This is a genomic window from Phytomonospora endophytica, assembly GCF_014202425.1.
GTDB classification, from domain to species: Bacteria; Actinomycetota; Actinomycetes; order Mycobacteriales; family Micromonosporaceae; genus Phytomonospora; species Phytomonospora endophytica.
In genome coordinates, this window is sequence record NZ_JACHGT010000019.1 from 130,134 (window position 1) to 148,344 (window position 18,211).

Genomic DNA, 18,211 nt, shown 5'->3' on the forward strand with positions numbered 1-18,211 from the left:
GGGATGGCAGCGATCGTCCCCTTCCGCCGGTCCACCCCGCCCGAGGCGCTCGACGACCTGCGCCGCCGCATCGACGCGACCCGCTGGCCAGCCGAGATCCCCGGCACCGGCTGGGAACGCGGCGTCCCGGTCGGGTACCTCCGCCGGCTCGCCGAACACTGGCGGCACGACTACGACTGGACGGCCTGGGAGGCGCGGCTCAACGCCCACCCGCAGTTCACGACCGAGATCGACGGCCAGAACCTCCACTTCCTGCACGTCCGCTCCCCCGAGCCCGGCGCGCTGCCGCTGATCCTCACGCACGGCTGGCCGGGCTCGGTCGCGGAGTTCCTTGAGGTCATCGGCCCGCTGACCGACCCGCGCGCCCACGGCGGCGACCCGGCCGACGCCTTCCACGTCGTGGCCCCGTCGGTGCCCGGCTTCGGGTATTCGACACCGCTGCTGCCCGGCTGGAACCACGCCCGCATCGCCCACGCCTGGGCCGTGCTGATGGACCGGCTCGGCTACGAACGCTACGGCGCCCAGGGCGGCGACACCGGCTCCCTGGTCTCGCCGGAGCTCGGCCGGATCGCGTCCGAGCGGGTCGTCGGCGTGCACGTCAACGGCGGCCTCGCCTTCCCCGAAGGGGACCTGAGCGGGCTCTCGCCGCGTGAACGCGAGCGGATCGCCGCCGCCGAACGGCTCCGCGCGACGGGCACCGGCTACGCCGAGCTCCAGTCCACCAAGCCGCAGACGGTCGCCTACGCCCTGCACGACTCACCGGTCGGGCAGCTGTCCTGGATCGTCGAGAAGTTCCACGGCTGGACCGACCCGGCCCGCGACCTCCCCGAGGACGCCGTACCCGTCGGCCACCTGCTGACGAACGTGACGCTCTACTGGCTGACCGGCACCGGCGCGACCTCGGCCCACCTCTACTACGAGGTCCGCGCCGCCCCGGTCGCCCCGCCGGGCCCGGACGGCGTCCCGACGGGCGTCGCGGTCTTCCCGACCGACCCCGCGATCCGGCGGCTGATGGAACGCGACCACCACGTCGTGCACTGGTCGGAGTTCGACCGCGGTGGCCACTTCGCGGCCCTCGAAGCGCCCGACCTGCTCGTCGGCGACGTCCGCGCGTTCTTTCGGACACTGCGCTGACGTCTACTTGACGCCTTTCACTCGGAGACGTATATTCGCCTACGAGTATTCGGAGTCTTCGGAGGACCGTCATGGCACAGCGACGCAAGGTCGGCAACATCCTCGGCCTCGCCCTGCTGTCCCTGCTCGTCCCAGGAGACGCCCTCCACCCCTACGAGATGGCCCGCATCCTTCGCCACACCGGCAAGGAGCAGGACATGAACATCAAGGTCGGCTCGCTCTACACCGTCGTGCAGAACCTTGAGAAGCACGGCTTCATCGAGGCGGTCACCGCCGAACGCGACGGGCGCCGCCCCGAGCGCACCCCTTACAAGATCACCCCCGCCGGGCGCGCGGAGCTGACCGACTGGCTCGGCGAGCTCGTCGCCGTCCCGCAGCACGAGTACCCGCGCTTCCGCGCGGCCCTGTCGATCCTGGGCGTGCTCTCCCCCGACGACGTCGTGCGGCTGCTGGAGCGGCGGCTCGACGCGCTCGACGCCGAGAGCGCCGCACAGCGCCGGGAGCTGGACGACGCCGGTGACCTGCCGCGCGTGTTCCTCATCGAGGTCGAGTACACCCTCGCGATGCGCGAGGCCGAGGCCGCGTGGGTTCGCGGGCTGCTCGCCGCGATCGCGGACGACTCACTGTCGGGCGTGCGGGAGTGGCGGGAGTTCCACGACGCCGGAGGCCGTCCGCCACCGGAATGGAAGGAGATGCTCGACAGCGAATAACCGCGCACCCGGCGCGGTGCGGGAACACCGCACCGGGGCGCAGTACCACGCAACCGTCCCGCGGGAACGGGACTCCTGGTCGCAGAGTTGGCACTCGCAAGGTTAACCAGGAACTCCATCCCCGCGGGCGTGACATCGCATACCCCGCGAAACGGAGCACCGCCATGCACGTCGAGGCGCACGACCTCGTCAAGACCTACCCGCCGGGCGTTCGCGCGCTCGACGGACTGTCCATCACCATCGAGCCCGGTGAGGTGTTCGGCCTGCTCGGGCCGAACGGCGCCGGGAAGTCCACGACCGTCAAGATCCTGACCACCCTCGCCCGCGCCGACTCCGGCACGGCGTCCGTGGCCGGGCACGACCTGGCGCGCCATCCCGACCGGGTCCGGCGCGCGATCGGCGTCGTCGCGCAGAACTCGGGCGCCGACCCGCTCGCCACCGCGCGCGACAACCTGCTGCTCCAGGGCCGCCTGTACGGCGTGCGCGGCCGTGACCTGCGAACGCGCGTCGGCGAACTGCTGGACCGCTTCGATCTCGCCGGAGCCGCCGACCGGCCGGTGAAGGGCTTCTCCGGCGGCATGCGCCGGCGGCTCGACGTCGCCCTCGGCCTCGTCCACCGGCCGGTGGTGCTGTTCCTGGACGAGCCGACCAACGGCCTCGACCCGGAGGCGCGATCGGCGATGTGGGCCGAGATCTCCCGCCTGGCGGGATCGGAGGGGCTGACGATCCTGCTGACGACGCACTACCTGGAGGAGGCCGACCGGCTCACCGACCGGCTGGCCATCGTGGACGAGGGCAAGGTCCTGGTGACCGGGACCGCCGACGCCCTCAAGGGCTCCCTGCGCGGCGACGCCGTCCACGTCGAACTGTCCGGCGACCTCGACGAGGCCCTCGTCCGGCAGGCGATCGGGGCCGTCGTGCGCGATGTGACGGTCGACGGCCGGGTCCTGTCGGCCCGCGCCGACGACGGCGCGGCGGCCGTCCCCGGCGTCCTCGCCGCCCTCGACCGCGCGGGCTCGCCCGCGGCCGCGGTCACCGTCGCCCGCCCGTCCCTCGACGACGTGTACCTGCGCCACGTCGGCCGCCGCTTCGCCGAAGGAGTCGCGCGATGATCCGTCAGACCTGGTGGCTGACCCACCGGCAGCTCAAGGCCCTGGCTCGCCAGCCCGGGGTCCTCGTCATCACCTTGATGCAGCCGGTCGTCTGGCTGTTCCTGTTCGGGAACCTCTTCCGCCGGATCGTCGACCTGCCCGGCTTCGGCGCCGGGTCCTACCTGGACTACCTGGTGCCGGGGATCGTCGTCATGAACGCCGTCTCGGCGAACATGTGGGCGGGGATGACGACGATCGACGAGATCGAGCGCGGCACCCTCGACCGCTTCCTGACCGCGCCGGTCCGCCGTGGCGCGATCATGAACGCCAACGTGATCGTGGCGGCGGCGAGCACGGCCCTGCAGTCGACGATCATCGTGCTGCTCGGCTGGGCCGCCGGCGCCCACTACCCGGGCGGCGTCTTCGGTCCGGTCGCCCTGGTGGTGCTGTCGATGGTGCTGGGCACGGTGTTCACGGGACTGTCGAACGCCTTCGGCATGGCCGTCCGCCAGCGCGAGAGCGTGATCGGGTTGAGCATCTTCCTGCTGCTGCCGCTGACCTTCCTGTCGACGGCGTTCATGGCCGAGTCCCTCATGCCCGGCTGGATGCAGGGCGTCGCGGCGGCGAACCCGGTGAACTGGTCCCTCGAAGCGGCGCGGGGGGCCCTCGCCGCCTCCGTGGACTGGCCGATGCTCCTCGGGCGCGGTGGCTGGCTGCTGGCCCTGGCCGCGGCGATGGTGTGGCTCTCGACGCTGACCTTCGGCGGCTACCAGCGCAAGGTGTGAACCGGGCGGCGGGCGGCGGCCCACCGCCGCCCGCCGCTTAATCGCTTGCGGCGACTTCCGGGCTCGGTGTCTCATCCCGGTCATGACGATTGCGCTGGAAACGCCGACGGTCGACGAGGTCCGCAGCGCCATGGCCGCACTGCGGGAATGGCAGTACGACGAGGCACCGATGCAGTTCCACGCGGGGGACATCGGCTGGAACCACCGCTTCGGCACGCCCGAGACGGCCGCCGCGGTCCGGACCTGGAGCCGGGACGGGCGGATCCTCGCCGTCGGGATGCAGGACTCGCCGACGCTGGTGCGGATGACGGTCGCCCCCGACGCCTTCCGGGACGAAGAGCTCGCGCGGCGGCTCGTCGAGGACTTCTCGCTCCCCGAGCGCGGGGTGCTGCCGGCGGGTGCGGTGTCGATCGAGGCACCGACGGGCCTGCTGATGCACGACCTGCTCGCCGAGGCGGGCTGGGGCCTCGACGAGCCGTGGACGCCGTTCTTCCGCGACCTCGCCGAGCCGGTCGAGGACCCGGGCGTCCGGCTCGAAGCGATCGGCGCGGAGCGGGCGGAGGACTTCGCGCACGTCCTGCGCTCGGCGTTCAACACCAAGCGGCCCACGCGTGAGTACTGGGAGAAGATGTCGCTGGCGCCGTTCTTCTCCGACGCCCGCTGCCTTGGCGCCTATGACGACGACGGCAGCGTGGCGGCGGTGGTGACGGTGTGGTCGGCCGGCCCGGGTAAGCCGGGACTCGTCGAGCCGATGGGCGTGCACGAGGACCACCGCGGTCGCGGCTACGGGCGGGCGATCACCGTGGCCGGGGCGGCGGCACTGCGGGAGATGGGCGCGTCGAGCGCGCGCGTCTGCACGCCGACGTCCAACGTCGGCGGTGTCGCCACGTACAGGGCGGCCGGGTTCGTGACGCAGCCGGAGGTGCACGACCGGATCCGGACGGCCTGATCCGGGCATGCGAAAGGGCCCCGGCGTACGCCGGGGCCCTTCACGTCGAACGGGGGTCAGCCCGCCGCGAGCCCGCCGTCGGTCGACAGCGTCGTCCCGACGGTGATCTCGCCGGCCTTGAGGGCGGCCTGCGTCAGCGGCCCGACGTCCAGGCTGGAGAATTGCCCGAACTCGATCCCGTAGGTGTCCTTCAGGCCCGGCTGGCAGAACGCGCGCTCGGGGCACTCCGGCGGTCCGCCGAGGATGGAGGCCTTGCCGCTGCACTTGGCGGCGAAGTCCGACAGGGTCTTCACCTGGTGCTGGTCGGCGAACTCCTTCGTCACCGCGTACACGTTGACGTCCGCGGCGGGCGAGGCCTCGCCCACGACGAGGCCGTTCTTCTCGGCGAGGCCCTGCAGGGCGGTGACCGTCGCGGCGAGGTCGGAGCTGGCGACCGGCGCGGCGTCCTTGCCGTTGGTCTTGCCGTTGAGGAACTCCGCGAGGGTCGCGGCGTACTCGGGCATGACCTGGATGTCGCCCTTCTCCAGGGCCGGCTCGTAGAGTTCGCGGTTGCCGACGTCCTGCAGCTTCACGGTGAAGCCGGACGCCTCTAGGGCGATCTTGTACAGCTCGGCGATCGTGTTCGACTCCGAGAAGTTGCCGTGGCCGACCGTGATGTCGCCGGATCCGCCGCTCAGCCCGGTCGCCAGACCGGCCGTCGTGGCGAACTCCTCGGCGGCCTGTGCCGGGGTCTTGCGGTCGACGTCGACGGCCTTGTTGAGGCCGACGAGCTTCTGCGTGTCGAGCGAGGCGGCGACCTTGTTGACGGCCGCGAGCAGCGACTCGCTCGCGGCGTCGGCGTTGACGGCCGCGATGATGTTGTCGGCGTTCTGCAGCTTCTTGTCGTCTTCGAGGACGACGAGTGAGGTCCCGGCGACGGGGGCGCAACCGGCGCCCGCCACGTCATCCGGGGCGTCGGTTCCCGAGGAACCGGCCTTGCCGCACGCCGCCAGCGCCAGCGCCATCAGCCCGATGGCCGGCACCGCGATGAGGGATTTGCTCCGTGTGAGGGACATGCACAAGACCGTACTGGAAGGGAGCGACCTCGTCACCGAGCTGGGCGAAGAGAACGCGGGGTGAGCACCTTCTCCACCAGCGCGAGCAGCCCTTCGATCACCAGTGCGACGAGCGCCACAAGGATCCCGCCGGCCAGGATCTGCCCGCCGCCGACGGACATGCCGAGCCCGAAACCGCGCGAGATGATCAGCCCGAGGCCGCCGCCGTTGACGAGCGCGGCGAGCGTCGCGGTGGCCACGACCTGTACCGCGGCGGTCCGGAAACCACTGGCGAGCTGCGGTACGGCCAGGGGCAGCTCGACCCGCCACAGCACCTGGCGGCCCGACAGGCCCATGCCGTAGGCGGCGTCGCGGGCGTCGGCGTCGGCGTCGCGGACCCCGTTGTAGGCGGTCGCCAGCAGCGGCGGGATCGCGAACACGGCGAGCGCGGGCACGACCGAGGGCGCCCCGAAGCCCAGCGCGGTCAGCGGGAGCAGGCTGAGCAGGGCGAGGGTCGGGACGGCCCGGGTGACGTTGGAGACGGCGACGGTGAGGCCGCCGCCGCGGCCGGTGTGGCCGACCCAGATGCCCAGCGGCCAGGCGATGAGGCAACCGAGGAGGACCGCGAGCGCCGAGAGCCACAGGTGCTCGATGAGCAGGTCGATGACACCTTGGGGGTTGGTCCAGTTCAGCGGGTCGTTGAGCCAGGCGATCGCCTGGGAGATGGTGTCGCCCATCAGGAGGCCACCGCCTTCCGGGTCCAGGGAGTCACGAGTTTCCCGAGCCAGGAGAGGAGCAGATCACACGCGAGGGCGAGCGCGACGCACAACACGGTCGCGGTGACGATCTGGGGTTTGTAGAGGTTGTTGCGGAACCCCGAGAGGATCAGTCCGCCGAGACCGCCTTTGCCGAGGACGGCACCGACGGTGACCAGCGCGACCGTGGAGACGGCGGCGATGCGCAGGCCGGTGAGAATACTCGGGAGCGCGAGGGGTATCTCGATGCGCATGAGCATCGCGAAGCTGCCGTACCCCATGCCGTCGGCGGCGTCGCGGACCTCTTCGGGCACCTGGCGCAAACCGGTCAAGGTGCCTCTTACGATGATCAACAGCGCGTACATGACCAGGCCGACGAGTACCGTGGTCGCGGTCAAACCCATGAACGGCGCGAGCAACGCGAACAGCGCCAGTGAAGGCACCGTGTACAAAACACCCGAGAGTGCGAGGATGGGAGCCGTGAGCCAGCGGGTCCGGTACGCGAGAATCCCCAGGGGTATCGCGAGAACCGCGGCGAACAGCATCGCCAGAGCCGTCAACTCGACGTGTTCGGTAAAAGCCGCGCCGAGAGACTCGGCGTTGTTCTGTATGTACGACCAGGAGAACCAGGGATCGTCCGGCACGGCGTCGAGCATGGCCGACACCGCGTCCGGGCGCAAGTCCGCTCCGCTGGGGAAAGGCATGACATGGACGCTACCGCCGCGGCCGATATCGAGTTGTCCGGTGTGCGAAAGGAATATGCCGGGGGGAGCGTCGCGGTGTCCCATCTGGACCTGCACGTCCCGGCCGGCTCGCTGACCGTGCTGGTTGGACCGTCGGGATGCGGGAAGTCGACCGTGCTGCGCATGGTCAACCGCCTCATCGCACCGACGGCCGGGAACATCCTCCTCGACGGCGCCGACACCGCCGGTGTGGACAAGGTGCGACTGCGCCGAAAGATCGGTTACGTGATCCAGCACGTGGGACTGTTCCCGCATCAGACGGTGGCGCAGAACGTCGCGACCGTCCCGAAGCTGCTGGGCTGGCCGAAGGCGCGCATCTCGGCTCGTGTCGAGGAGCTCCTCGACCTCGTCGGCCTCGACGACGGCCTGCACGGGAAGCGCTATCCGCATCAGCTGTCCGGTGGGCAGCGGCAGCGTGTCGGCGTGGCCCGCGCGCTGGCCGCCGACCCGGTCGTGCTGCTGATGGACGAGCCGTTCTCGGCGGTCGACCCGATCGTGCGCCACCGCCTGCAGGGCGAGTTCCTGCGGTTGCAGGAGACCGTGCGCAAGACGATCCTGCTGGTGACGCACGACGTCGACGAGGCCGTCCGGCTCGGTGACCGGATCGCGCTGCTGTCGGAGGGCGGGAAGCTGGAGCAGTACGCGCCGCCCGCGGAGTTGCTGGCCCGGCCGGCCTCGGCCTTCGTCGCGGAGTTCATCGGCGCCGACCGCGGCATCAAGCGCCTTTCGGTGACCGATATCGATCCGGAGCTGCTGCGCCCGGTCGGTGAGGCGGACGGGGACTCGCCGGAGGTCTCCTCGGCCGGGACGCTGTACGACGCGCTGGCCGCGCTGCTTGAGGGCGGGACCGGGCACGTCGTGGTGAGGCGTGGCGAGGACCTGCTGGGTGCGATGAACGCCGACGACATCTACCGGGCGGCTCAGGTGGAGAGCGCGGCGGCCTAGGACGCGGTGAAGGACCCGCGACGGGCGTCGCGGGTCCTTCCCTGCTAGAAGTCCCCCGGAACGATCTCGCAGGGCCGGACCGGTCCCTCGACGATCCAGACGTCGCCGGTGACTCCCTTGGAGTCCCCTTCCCCGTGGGTGTGGATCTCCCACACCAGTGTCTGCCCGGGTTCGAGGCGGCTCGGGTCGATCCGGTAGTTCCAGTGCGACCAGTCGTCGTCGTCGAACCCGCTGTCCGTCTGGGTGATGAACCCGTCCGGCGGCGACCCGTCCTCATCGCCGACGTAGGCCCCGCGCGGTCCGGCGCAGTCCTCGCCGCCGCGGAGGAGGTCGACGACCGCCGGAACGCCGAAGAACTCCAGCTTGCGCTGGATGGCGGCGGCGTCGGCGGGCTCGATGTCGAAACCGGCCTTGACCTTGATCGTCCCGTCCGGCTCCCGCTCCACCGCGTAAGCCGGATCCTCTCCCAGCATCGGCACGCCCACGATCGCGGCCCCCGCCACCACCGCGGCGAACCCCGCCGCGAGCGCGTACTTCCGCCGGTGCGAGCGCGCCGGCCGGGCCGGCTCCCGGGACGCGACCTCTTCCTTCAGCGCCACGAGCAGGCGCTCCTTGAACGGATCTGCCATCTCCTTCTCCCCTCTCACACGTAGACCGGCTCGGGTTCGACCACCGCGGCCAGGGTCTTGCGGGCCCGGTGCAGCCGGACGCTCGCCGCGACGCGGGTGACGCCCAGCGCGGCGGCCGCCTCGGCGACGGTGAGCCCGTCGACGGCGATGAGTTCCAGCAACGCCCGCGTCTTCTCGGGCAGCCCGTCGAGGGCCGCGACGATCCGCCGGGCGGCGTGTTCGGCGTCGATGCGCTCCTCCATCCGCGCGACGCCTTCGGCGTCGAGCAGGCGGCGGCCGGTGATCCGGCGGACGGCGGCGAGGTCGCGCCCCCGGCGCCGCCGCTCCTCGGCGACGACGTTGCGCGCGACTCCGTAAAGCCACCCGGTGACCGTCCCCTTCCGGGGCCGGTAGGTGTGCGCGGTGTCGACGACGGCGAGGAACACCTCGGCGGTGAGGTCTGCCGCGGTGCAGGGGTCGTCGACGCGGCGGGCGATGAACCGGGTGACGCGCTCGTAGTGCGCGCGGTAGAAGCGCTCGAAGGCGTCGGCGTCGGTGCCGACGTCCTTCGGGTGAACTTCGTCCATGAACTCCTCCTCTCGTTGTTCTCACCCGGTGCTTCGTTCGGGAGAAGTGTGCTGTTACACGAGAACGGGGCCTTTCCCGAAGGAAAGGCCCCGTTGACGTGAGTCGTCACCGCAGGGAGGCGAAGGACTCCCGGTCGCGCTCGCGCTTGCCGTCGTCGGCGCTGTAGTCGGGCACCTCGTCGGGCTTGCCGAGGGTCTCGACGAGCCAGGTCGCGACCAGTCCGGCGACGAGGCCGCCGGCGACGTAGACGGCCGGGTGGAGGTGCCAGTCCTGGGCGGCGCCGAGCTGGACGACGCCGACCATGACGGCGGTCCCGAGCAGGGTCCCGGCGAAGCCGCCGCGGCGGCCCTGCGCGCTGGTCCCGCCGAGGAGCGCGCCGGCCAGGGCGAGCCCGCCGTAGAGGAGCGCGGTCTGGGAGGTCGGGCCGGTCGGCATGCCCTGGGCGGTGCCGAGGGCGATGACGACGCCCGCCACGCCCGCCAGGGCGGTCGATCCGAGGGTGCCGAAGAGGGTGAGGGTCACGGCGCCGCGCGTGCGGCGGCCACCGGTGTCGCCGTCGCGGCAGGCGCCGAGGAGCCTGCGGGTGCCGGGGAGGGAGCCGACGACGCCGCCGACGATGGACAGCGCGGCGGCCAGGCCGAGGACGATGACGCCCCGGTCGTTGATGTTGAAGGCGTAGTCGGGCGCCAGTGCCGGCAGCTTGATCGACTCGACGCCGGCGAACAGGGCGAGGCCGACACCGAGTCCGGCGGCCCAGCCGGGGACCTTGAACAGCAGGATCAGCAGCGCGAGGACCAGTCCGGCGCCGAGGCAGGCGCCGACGGCGACGACCGCCGCGATCGCGGTGCCCTGGCCGTCGTAGAACTTGAAGAACAGGGCCGCCGCGGCCAGCGCGAAGGCGAAGAGGCCGAGGTTGACCGCGCGGACCCGCAGCGTCAGGGCGGTCGCGGTGGCCAGCAGCAGCACGGCGCTGAAGCCGAGGACGAGGTGCTTGAGGGGGGTGCCCTCGAAGAGGGTGGAGTCGGTCGAGCGGGCCCAGAAGAAGACGCCGGCGGCCGCCAGCATCAAGACGACTTCGAGGACGATGTGCACCAGGAGCCGGTCGTTGGCGTCGCGTCCGCCGACTTCGTCGTAGACGTGGTCGAGGCGGTCGCCGATCGCGGTCACCGGGTCGGGCGTGTACCGGTTGTCGGCGGTCGGGAGGTCCGACGAGGCCGAGTAGGGGTCGTCGCGGTAGTCCGGCGACGAGGAGTATCCGGGCGGATCGTCACGATAGTCGCCGTGGGCGGGTGGGTTGCTGTCGTCGGGCGGCCCGTACCCGTCGGGGTATCTGCGGCCTCCGTCGTCATACGCCATGACGGCTCACTCCTGCGGAAATCACCCATGCGTCTCGGGGGTAAGACGGGGTCGATCCGCACGGTACAAGCACCGGGGTGTCCCACGACACCCCTTCAAGGTCGAAGGGACCTTAAAAGCGGCTAATGCTTGCCGGGGTCGTCTCAGGCGCTCGCGGGGCCGCCGTCCTCAGTGGACTCGTCGTCGGGGCGGCGGGGGATGCGGCAGGCGCGTTCCAGCCAGAGCGCGGCGGCGACGAGGAGCAGTCCGGCGACGAAGCTGAAGGCCGTGGGGAGGAGGTCGTCGGCGGCGGCCTGGAGACGTCCGCGCTGGGCGATGGAGTAGACGAGGAGCGCGGCGTACCAGCCGGTGAACAGCGCGCCGCCGAGGGAGCAGGCCTTGGAGAAGGCGGCGAAGCGGGCCACCGACAGCGGCTCGACGGGCCGGGTCCCGGGGCGCCGTTCGATGCGCGCGCGGGTCTGTACGGCGCTGTAGCCGCACACGACGGCGACCAGCAGCAGCGAGGCGCCCGTGAACCAGGAGGCTCCGGGCATGTCGCTGTAGAACCGGGTGACCACGAGCAGTCCGACGGCGGCCGCGCCGAGCGCGGCGACGAACAATGTGGACGGTCGGGTCGGCGGTAGGGTCGGTTTCTTCGGTGCGGACGGCGGCATGGCGCAGAACCTATCCCAGTGCCTCGCCCGTCGGTGTCACCTGACGGGCGTCGGCGGCCAGTGTCGTATCGGTCAGGAGCCCGGCGACCGGTCCGTGCCCGGGCAGGACGGCGTCGGGTTCGATCTTCGACCAGGGTACGAGCACGAAGGCCCGCAGGTGCGCTCTCGGGTGAGGCAGGGTGAGCCGTTCGTCGTCGCTGTGGACCGCTTCGCCCGACTCGTCCCAGGCGGCGATGATGTCGACGTCGAGGACGCGGGGCCCGAAACGGCGGGCGGGGTCGCGGACGCGTCCAGCGGTGTTCTCCAGCTCCTGGGTGAGCGCGAGCCAGGCCTCCGGGTCGAGGTCGGGGCGGTCGGCGAGGACGACGGCGTTGCGGTAGGGCGGCTGGTCGGGGTCGCCCCAGGGCGGTGTCTCGTAGACCGGGGAGACCGCGACGACCGCGTCACCGAGGGCCGCGAGGGTCTTCCGGAAGACGGCGAGGACCGCGGCGGGGCCGCCGAGGTTGCCGCCGAGGGAGAGCAGGACGCGGGTCATCCGTTCTTCCTTTCCCTTCGGACGGTGACCGAAACATCGGTGAAGGCGTGCGCGATGGGCGCCTGAGGCTTGTGCACGGTGACCTCGCAGGCGTCGACACGCGGGTCGGCGAGGCAGATCGCGGCGAGACGTTCGGCGAGGGTCTCCAGGAGGTTGACGGGCTCGCCGGCGAGGACTTCGGCGAGCGCGTCGGCGAGTTCGCCGTAGTGGACGGTGTCGGCGATGTCGTCGCTCGCGGCGGCGGCGCGGGTGTCCATGTCGAGGACGACGTCGCAGCCGAAGTCCTGCCCTTCGGCGCGTTCGAAGTCGTAGACGCCGTGCCTGCCGCGCACGGTCAGGCCGGTGAGGGTGATGCGATCGGTCACGTGCGTACGCTAGCCGACCGCGGACGGGCGGCGGCGACGTACGCGCTGGCTTGCCCGGGACCGGTAGCCTGGCGGGATCTTCGGAACGAAGGGGGCGACATGACCTCGCCGCTGGACGGTCTCGTGGTTCGCGTGACCTCCCCCGACAATCAGATCCGGGCCGCGATCAGACACCCACACGAGGTGTCGGTGGAGTTCCGTCCGGGTGCCTACGCCCGCTACGACGTGCCCGGTCTCGAACGGCAGCTGACCGGACTGGCGGCCCTGTGCTGGACGGGTTTCCGGCGCGGGCTGACGCAGGCCGCGACGGCCGACGGGGTGTCGTTCCTGGTCGGTGAGGAACACGATCCCTCACCGGCGGGCCGCGCCTATCGGGCGGGGCTCGCCGAGATCGAGGTGCGGGCGGAGTCGCCGGGCGGCTGGGTGCGGCTGGCGACGAAGGGGTTCCTGCGCTGGAAGGTCGCGATCAGGCCCGGGGCGCTGGAGCGGCTGCCGGAGGGCGAGTTCCTCGCCGAGACGACGGCGGCGCTGCGGCGGGTGTTCGCCGAGCACGACCGCAAGGTGATGGTCCTCAAGGACGAACACTTCCGGCTCGATCTGCCGCCGGGGATGCGCGACTGGCTCAACGACGCCTACCCGCTGCCGAAGGCGGCGTCGTGACGGGCGTGGGGCGCAGGGCCGTGCTGGGGCTGGCCGTGGCGGCCGGGGTGGGTGCGCTCGCGGGCTGCGCGAAGGACGGCTCGCCGACGGCGTCACCGTCCACATCGGATACGCCGAGCGACCTGCCGCTGTCCGCGCCGGCCGAGCCGGACGCGACCGCACCGGCGGCGGGGGCGCTGCGGGTCGTCGACAGCGGCTGGTCGCACGAGTCCAGAGAGGGCGTCAAGGTGTTCTCCTACGGGGTGATCGTGGAGAACACCAGTGATCGCGTCGCCTTCCAGACCACCGCGTCGGTGCGGTTCACCGACGCGTCCGGGCTGGACGTGATGGCGCCCGAGGGGTCCTTCCTCGACGGTCGCGTCACGGTCGTCCTGCCCGGCGAGCGCGTCGGCTTCGGCGCGACGTTCCTGTCGGTGGCAAAGGGGGCCGAGAAGATGGACGTCGAACTCGTCACCGCCGAATGGTGGGCGAAGGACAACACGGCACTGGAGTTCGCGCCGATCACCGTCGGGGACGTCGCCACCGACCGCGCGCACCCGCCGAAGCAGCTGATGTTCACCGTCACCTCGGGCTACACCGAGCAGCTGGTGAGCACCCGCGCGGCGGCGGTGTTCCGCGACGAGGCCGGCAAGATCGTCGGCGGCACGACGGCGCCCGAGCCGTCGGCGCTCCCCAGTGGAGAGTCCAAGGGCGGATTCGGTGTGGAGTACGGGATGCCGCTGTCGGCCGCGCCCGCCGCGACCGAGGTGTACGTCCCGATCCTGATCTGACGGGCGGCCGGGTGCGGTCCACAAGGGACCGCACCCGCCGACGTCATTCGTAGTAGACCCCGCCGGGGCCCTTGATGTTGGTGTAGTCGGCGTTGGCCATCAGGTTGAAGTCCGCCGGAGGCGGGATCTCGATCTGGGCGCGCATGCTCCCAACCGTCTGGTTGATGGTGACCAGCGCTCGCGCGATCTTGTGCTCCTGGTCGTAGACGCCCTGGTTGAGCTTGGAGATCGCGTCGGTCATGCTGGCGATGATCTCCAGCGTCGTCGAGCCCTTGATCTCCGTCGACGGGGGCGGCGGCGGGTCCTGCGCGCCGACGATGTCGGAGGCCGTCGACGCCGTCGCCGCGACCGCCGCCAGGAGGATCGAGGCGCCACCGGTCGCCACCGCCGCGGCGATGCCGGCCACCGCGCCGAGGACCGACAGGGTGATCGCCGTTCCCTTGATGTCCTTGTCGTCGGCGGTTTCGAGGACCTGGATGGTCTTCTCGCCGATGTCGACGATGTCGACGCCCATGCGCTTGTAGATCTCCTGACCGGCCTGAAGAGTCGCGGCCAGCGTGAACATGAGGTCGTGCTGGTAACCGATCGAGGTCCCGAAGGACGCCAGGTAGTTCTCGTGGAAGGAGTCGGCCGCCGTCCCGTGCCAGTCGTCAACGAAACTGTTGACGATCCCGACCTGGTCGAAGACCGTCTTGCCGGGACCCTTGACCACGGTGGGGTCGAGCCACTTCGTCCACTTCTCGCCCGCCGTCTTCAAGTCGGGTTTGAGAAAGGTCTGGCCGTTGACGAGCGCGGCGATGTGGCCGTCGAACTGCGCCTCGTCCGGCTTGGCGTACTTGGCGAAGGTGTCGGGGATCCAGGCGTAGTTCTTCTCGATCCAGGGCTTGATCTCCTGGAGCCACATCTCCTCACCGGACTTCATCGGCGGGTTCACCGAGCCGGGCTGGCCCGGCTTGTAGTCCGGGTAGTCCTCGCCGAGCTGGCGTTTACGTGCCTCCACAAGGGACTCGGACTGCTTGATGGTCATGCGCACCAGCGTGTCCAGGACACGCTGGCCGAGGTCGCGCAGTTGGCCTTCGGTCGGATGCGCCATGGCGAGCCCCCTACGGCAACTTCGGTTCGGGCAGCGGTTCGGTCAAGGGCTTGCTGCCGTCGGGATCATTGGGATCGAGCGGACCACCGCCCCACGCCGTGTTCATCGCGCCACCCGCCGCCGTGTCCTCCTGGGCGTAGACGTCGCAGATGTGGACGAGAGTCGAACCCGCCTTCTCCAGATTGTTGGCCGTGTTCGCCATGATCGTCTGGACGGTGTTGCGCAACTCCAGCCAAGGACCGTAGAAGTCACCGAACCCGGTGCCCTCGACACCGGGACCGACCAACGCCGAACGCGACAAGGCGTCGCCCGCGCCCGAGGTCTCGGCGAGCTTGCCGTTGACGTGGATGTAGGTGGATGCCATGTGCGGCAGATAGACGAGGCCGGCTTTCCGGAGGTCGGCCAGCTTGACGCCGAGCGCGGGGCCTGAAAGTGGCATGACGGCTTTCCTTTCAGGGGTGCGTGCGCGCCTCCCCAGGGCGGTGGGGGGAGTGTAGTGGGGGGGTGCAAGGGGGTGGTGTTCTTGCGGTGGGGGGTGTTTCTTTGGGTGCGGGTTCGCCCGCTGCGGCGAGGGGTCTGTTTCTTTGGGTTGCGGTTCACCCGCTCCACCGGGACCCCTGCGTCTTTGAGATCGGGGGCGTTGCCGGGGCTCTGCCCCGGACCCCGCAAGGGGCTTCGCCCCCTTGACCCCCGGCCTCGCTCGGGAGACGGGGGGTGCCTTAGCGGTCTTTGGTTGGGTGGCCGGGGCGCGGGCTGAGGTTGTTTGGCACAACCTGTCTCCGTCTTATCGGCCTTTTCAAGGGCACATGAAGAACCTGCCGGGGTCAAGGGAAAGAGCGCCCTTGACCCCGGCAGAACGCTTCATGTCGTCCAATCAATGGCCGAAGCGACGGAGACACAGGTTAGTGGTGGCGGGGGGTGTGTCGCGCTGCGCGCGACCTGGGGAGGTGCCGGGTTGCCGTGCTCCCATGGCCGCATCGGGCGGATCTTCGCTTCATGTCGCGCTTGCTCGGAACGCGTACGACTGTGGAATCTGCGCCTAATTGAGGACGCAGGCGCTGCACATCCACACGCAGTTGCAGTTGAGGCAACAGCGCTTGTGTGAATGGATATTGCAGGCGACGTCCTTACACTTGCCCTGATCGGTGCAGCATGCTCCCGCCTTGGTCTTGGGAACGAGCAGGCCGAGCATTGCGTCACTTGCGGATTTGAGTAACTTCACGGTTTCTCCCTGATCGCGGAATCGATGATCACCGGCCGTGCCGCATTGATCACGGTCGATGCCAGAGTATGGCACAGGTCACAATGTTCGCGCCATGTACGGCATGGCAAGGCATTGGCGGAGCGCTCGCCTTTCGCGCGTAGCGCGATCGGACCCCTCGAACGTCTTGCGTGTGTCTCCGTCGCTTCGGCCAGGGATTGGTGCAACACGAAGGTTCTGGGGCTGTCAAGGGCGCTCTTTCCCTTGACTGCCCCAGGTTCTTCGTGTCCCCTTGACCGGCCGAAAAAGACGGAGACACAACGTGTGCCAGCCACCTTGATGAGCGCGGACCCCGCGACACGCCCCAGCCACAGGCCTGCCGCAGCCTGGTCAAGACCTGGAAGGTTGATGGTTCTTCCCCGTCTCCCGAGCGAGGCCGGGGGTCAAGGGGGCGAAGCCCCTTGCGGGGTCCGGGGCAGAGCCCCGGCAACGCACCCCGCACCCAAAGAAACAGACGTCTCGGTGGAGAGCGGGTAAACCCGCAACAGTCGATCCACCACACATCTCGGCGATCTCCACCCTGACCCAACGCCACCCTCACCTCAACCGAAACCGCTGCACCTTCCCCGTCGACGTCCTCGGCAGCGCCTCGACGAACTCGACTTCCCGTGGCCGCTTGTACACCGCGATGCGGTCGCGGCAGTGGTTGATCAGGTCGTCGGGTGCCGGGGCCTCGGCTCCCGCGCGTACGACCACGTACGCCTTCACCGTCATCGTCCGCTCGGCGTCGGGTATGCCGACGACGGCGCATTCCGCCACGTCGGGGTGCGACAGCAGGACCCATTCGACCTCCGCGCCGGAGATGTTGTAACCCGCCGAGATGATCATGTCGTCGCTGCGGGAGTGGTACCAGTAATAGCCGTCCTCATCCCTGGCGTAGACGTCTCCGGTGAGGTTCCAGCCGTTCTTGACGTACTCCGTCTGCCTGTCGTCGGCGAGGTAGCGGCAGCCCGTGGGGCCGCGTACGGCGAGTCTGCCGAGTTCGCCGTCGGGGAGTGCGTCGCCGTCGTCGTCGACGATCTGTGCGGTGAAGCCGGGCACGGGTCGTCCCGTCGAGCCGGGGCGGATGTCGGTGTCGGCGGCGGAGATGAAGATGTGCAGCATCTCGGTGGCACCGATTCCGTCGATCAGGGAGACGCCGGTGGCGCTCCTCCAGTCGTGCCAGGTGGGTTCGGGGAGGGGCTCGCCCGCCGACACGCAGCGGCGCAGCGACGGGAGCTTCACGTCGACCTCGCTCTGCGTCAGCATGGCGCGGTAGGCGGTGGGGGCGGTGGCCATCACGGTCACCTTGTGCTCGGCGAGCGCCGGCAGCAGCAGGTCCGGTGTCCCCTTCTCCAGCAGCAATGTGGCGGCGCCGACGTGCATGGGGAACACGACTTCCATGCCGAGTCCGAAGGTGAACCCGAGGGGTGGTGATCCCGCGAAGACGTCGTCGGCCGTCGGTTTGAGGATGTGGCGGGAGAAGGTGTCGGCGTTGGCCATGACGTCGCGGTGGAAGTGCATGGTCGCCTTGGGTCTTCCGGTGGTGCCGCTGGTGAAGGCGAGGAGGGCGACGTCGTCGGCGGCGGTGTCGACGTCGGCGAACAGCGGCGATGAGGTCGTGGCGCGGTCGCGGAGTTCTTCGAAGGTGTGCACGGCGGAGACGTCGGCGGACAGCAGGTCGGCGGCGAAACGGTCGTCCACCAGGGACAGATCGACTTTCGCGATGTCGCCGATGGTGCGCAGTTCGTTCTCTTTCAGCAGCGGCATGGTGGTGACGGCGACGGCTCCGGCCTTCAGCACGGCGAACCAGCAGGCGACCAGGTAGGCGTTGTTCGGTCCCCTGAGCAGCACACGGTTTCCGGGGACGACGCCGAGGTCGTTGACCAGTACGTTGGCCACGCGGTTGGCGTTGGCCAGCAGCTCGCCGTAGGTCCAGTTCTCCCGCGGGCTGATGATGCACGGTCTGTCCGGCCCGAGGCGCGCGATGGTCGCGTCGAGCAGGGCGACGGCGCAGTTGAGCCGGTCGGGATAGCCCAGCTCCGGCAGGTCGTAGGGCATGAGCGGCCACTGCTCGACGGGCGGGAGGTTGTCCCGCGCGAACGTGTCGACGTGTGCCGATGGCGTCATTGACATGGCAACCCTCCACTGGGTCATCAGTGGTGCGGTGTCTCGTATCGAGCAGTATCCACGGCCC

At 70.2% G+C, this 18,211-nt stretch carries 20 protein-coding genes; 8 read left to right on the forward strand and 12 right to left on the reverse strand.

All coding sequences use genetic code 11. From position 1 onward, the window contains the following. The first annotated feature begins 12 nt into the window (after nt 1–12). From HNR73_RS33890 to HNR73_RS33910, 5 genes are all read left to right on the forward strand, one after another. Complete coding sequence (locus HNR73_RS33890; RefSeq protein WP_373316635.1) at nt 13–1,134, forward strand: epoxide hydrolase family protein; 1,122 nt, start codon at nt 13–15, stop codon at nt 1,132–1,134. A 71-nt stretch (nt 1,135–1,205) separates the two neighbouring features. Further along, nucleotides 1,206–1,844 carry a PadR family transcriptional regulator gene (locus HNR73_RS33895; RefSeq protein WP_184792026.1) on the forward strand — a complete coding sequence of 213 codons (639 nt, stop codon included), beginning with the start codon at nt 1,206–1,208 and terminating at the stop codon, nt 1,842–1,844. Nucleotides 1,845–2,008: 164 nt separating this feature from the next. After that, on the forward strand, nt 2,009–2,956 hold the full coding sequence (locus tag HNR73_RS41040; RefSeq protein WP_184792028.1) for an ABC transporter ATP-binding protein: 948 nt from the start codon (nt 2,009–2,011) through the stop codon (nt 2,954–2,956). Continuing rightward, the gene (locus tag HNR73_RS33905) at nt 2,953–3,720 is read left to right on the forward strand and encodes an ABC transporter permease (RefSeq protein WP_184792030.1); all 768 of its coding nucleotides are present in this window, start codon (nt 2,953–2,955) and stop codon (nt 3,718–3,720) included. Before HNR73_RS41040 ends, HNR73_RS33905 begins: the two co-directional genes overlap by 4 nt. Before the next feature lie 82 nt (nt 3,721–3,802). Beyond that, entirely contained in the window at nt 3,803–4,669 is an 867-nt protein-coding gene (locus tag HNR73_RS33910; RefSeq protein WP_184792032.1) for a GNAT family N-acetyltransferase, read from the forward strand. A 56-nt stretch (nt 4,670–4,725) separates the two neighbouring features. Here the strand turns inward: HNR73_RS33910 and HNR73_RS33915 are convergent, their stop codons facing one another. Genes HNR73_RS33915 through HNR73_RS33925 form a run of 3 tightly spaced genes read right to left on the reverse strand, consistent with a single transcriptional unit; the run spans nt 4,726 to nt 7,162 of the window. Further along, nucleotides 4,726–5,724: a glycine betaine ABC transporter substrate-binding protein gene (locus tag HNR73_RS33915; RefSeq protein ID WP_184792034.1), complete on the reverse strand. Its 999-nt coding sequence runs from the start codon at nt 5,722–5,724 to the stop codon at nt 4,726–4,728. 32 nt (nt 5,725–5,756) lie between these two features. Next, nucleotides 5,757–6,440 (reverse strand): ABC transporter permease, encoded by a 684-nt coding sequence (locus HNR73_RS33920; protein WP_184792036.1) that lies wholly within the window; start codon nt 6,438–6,440, stop codon nt 5,757–5,759. Continuing rightward, nucleotides 6,440–7,162: an ABC transporter permease gene (locus HNR73_RS33925; RefSeq protein ID WP_239122289.1), complete on the reverse strand. Its 723-nt coding sequence runs from the start codon at nt 7,160–7,162 to the stop codon at nt 6,440–6,442. Before HNR73_RS33925 ends, HNR73_RS33920 begins: the two co-directional genes overlap by 1 nt. A 3-nt stretch (nt 7,163–7,165) precedes the next feature. On the opposite strand from HNR73_RS33925, the gene HNR73_RS33930 reads away from it, so the two are divergent. Then, nucleotides 7,166–8,146, forward strand: a complete 981-nt coding sequence (locus tag HNR73_RS33930; RefSeq protein ID WP_184792038.1) for an ABC transporter ATP-binding protein — start codon at nt 7,166–7,168, stop codon at nt 8,144–8,146. Between the two features lie 44 nt (nt 8,147–8,190). On the opposite strand, the gene HNR73_RS33935 is transcribed toward HNR73_RS33930, so the two are convergent. From HNR73_RS33935 to folB, 6 genes are all read right to left on the reverse strand, one after another. Then, the gene (locus tag HNR73_RS33935; RefSeq protein WP_184792040.1) at nt 8,191–8,775 is read right to left on the reverse strand and encodes a hypothetical protein; all 585 of its coding nucleotides are present in this window, start codon (nt 8,773–8,775) and stop codon (nt 8,191–8,193) included. 14 nt (nt 8,776–8,789) lie between these two features. Further along, a complete protein-coding gene (locus HNR73_RS33940) occupies nt 8,790–9,341 on the reverse strand; it encodes an RNA polymerase sigma factor (RefSeq protein ID WP_184792042.1) in 552 nt (183 codons plus the stop codon). A gap of 106 nt (nt 9,342–9,447) precedes the next feature. Continuing rightward, nucleotides 9,448–10,698, reverse strand: coding sequence for a hypothetical protein (locus HNR73_RS33945; protein ID WP_184792044.1), 1,251 nt, complete (start codon nt 10,696–10,698; stop codon nt 9,448–9,450). A 143-nt stretch (nt 10,699–10,841) separates the two neighbouring features. Beyond that, complete coding sequence (locus tag HNR73_RS33950) at nt 10,842–11,351, reverse strand: DUF3180 domain-containing protein (RefSeq protein WP_184792046.1); 510 nt, start codon at nt 11,349–11,351, stop codon at nt 10,842–10,844. Between the two features lie 10 nt (nt 11,352–11,361). After that, nucleotides 11,362–11,886, reverse strand: coding sequence for a 2-amino-4-hydroxy-6-hydroxymethyldihydropteridine diphosphokinase (gene folK / locus HNR73_RS33955; protein ID WP_184792048.1), 525 nt, complete (start codon nt 11,884–11,886; stop codon nt 11,362–11,364). Then, on the reverse strand, nt 11,883–12,251 hold the full coding sequence (gene folB / locus HNR73_RS33960; RefSeq protein WP_184792050.1) for a dihydroneopterin aldolase: 369 nt from the start codon (nt 12,249–12,251) through the stop codon (nt 11,883–11,885). The genes folK and folB overlap by 4 nt, the downstream gene beginning before the upstream one ends. 99 nt (nt 12,252–12,350) lie before the next feature. Here folB and HNR73_RS33965 point away from each other — a divergent pair, with 99 nt between their 5' ends. Both HNR73_RS33965 and HNR73_RS33970 read left to right on the forward strand, forming a co-directional pair. Beyond that, a complete protein-coding gene (locus HNR73_RS33965; protein ID WP_184792052.1) occupies nt 12,351–12,911 on the forward strand; it encodes a hypothetical protein in 561 nt (186 codons plus the stop codon). After that, nucleotides 12,908–13,681: a hypothetical protein gene (locus HNR73_RS33970; RefSeq protein ID WP_184792054.1), complete on the forward strand. Its 774-nt coding sequence runs from the start codon at nt 12,908–12,910 to the stop codon at nt 13,679–13,681. The genes HNR73_RS33965 and HNR73_RS33970 overlap by 4 nt, the downstream gene beginning before the upstream one ends. Nucleotides 13,682–13,724: 43 nt before the next feature. Here HNR73_RS33970 and HNR73_RS33975 read toward each other — a convergent pair whose 3' ends face one another. From HNR73_RS33975 to HNR73_RS33985, 3 genes are all read right to left on the reverse strand, one after another. Continuing rightward, on the reverse strand, nt 13,725–14,774 hold the full coding sequence (locus HNR73_RS33975) for a hypothetical protein (RefSeq protein WP_184792055.1): 1,050 nt from the start codon (nt 14,772–14,774) through the stop codon (nt 13,725–13,727). Nucleotides 14,775–14,784: 10 nt separating this feature from the next. Continuing rightward, nucleotides 14,785–15,213 (reverse strand): hypothetical protein, encoded by a 429-nt coding sequence (locus tag HNR73_RS33980; protein ID WP_184792057.1) that lies wholly within the window; start codon nt 15,211–15,213, stop codon nt 14,785–14,787. A 1,359-nt stretch (nt 15,214–16,572) separates the two neighbouring features. Then, nucleotides 16,573–18,150, reverse strand: coding sequence for an AMP-binding protein (locus HNR73_RS33985; RefSeq protein WP_184792059.1), 1,578 nt, complete (start codon nt 18,148–18,150; stop codon nt 16,573–16,575). Between the last annotated feature and the right edge of the window lie 61 nt (nt 18,151–18,211).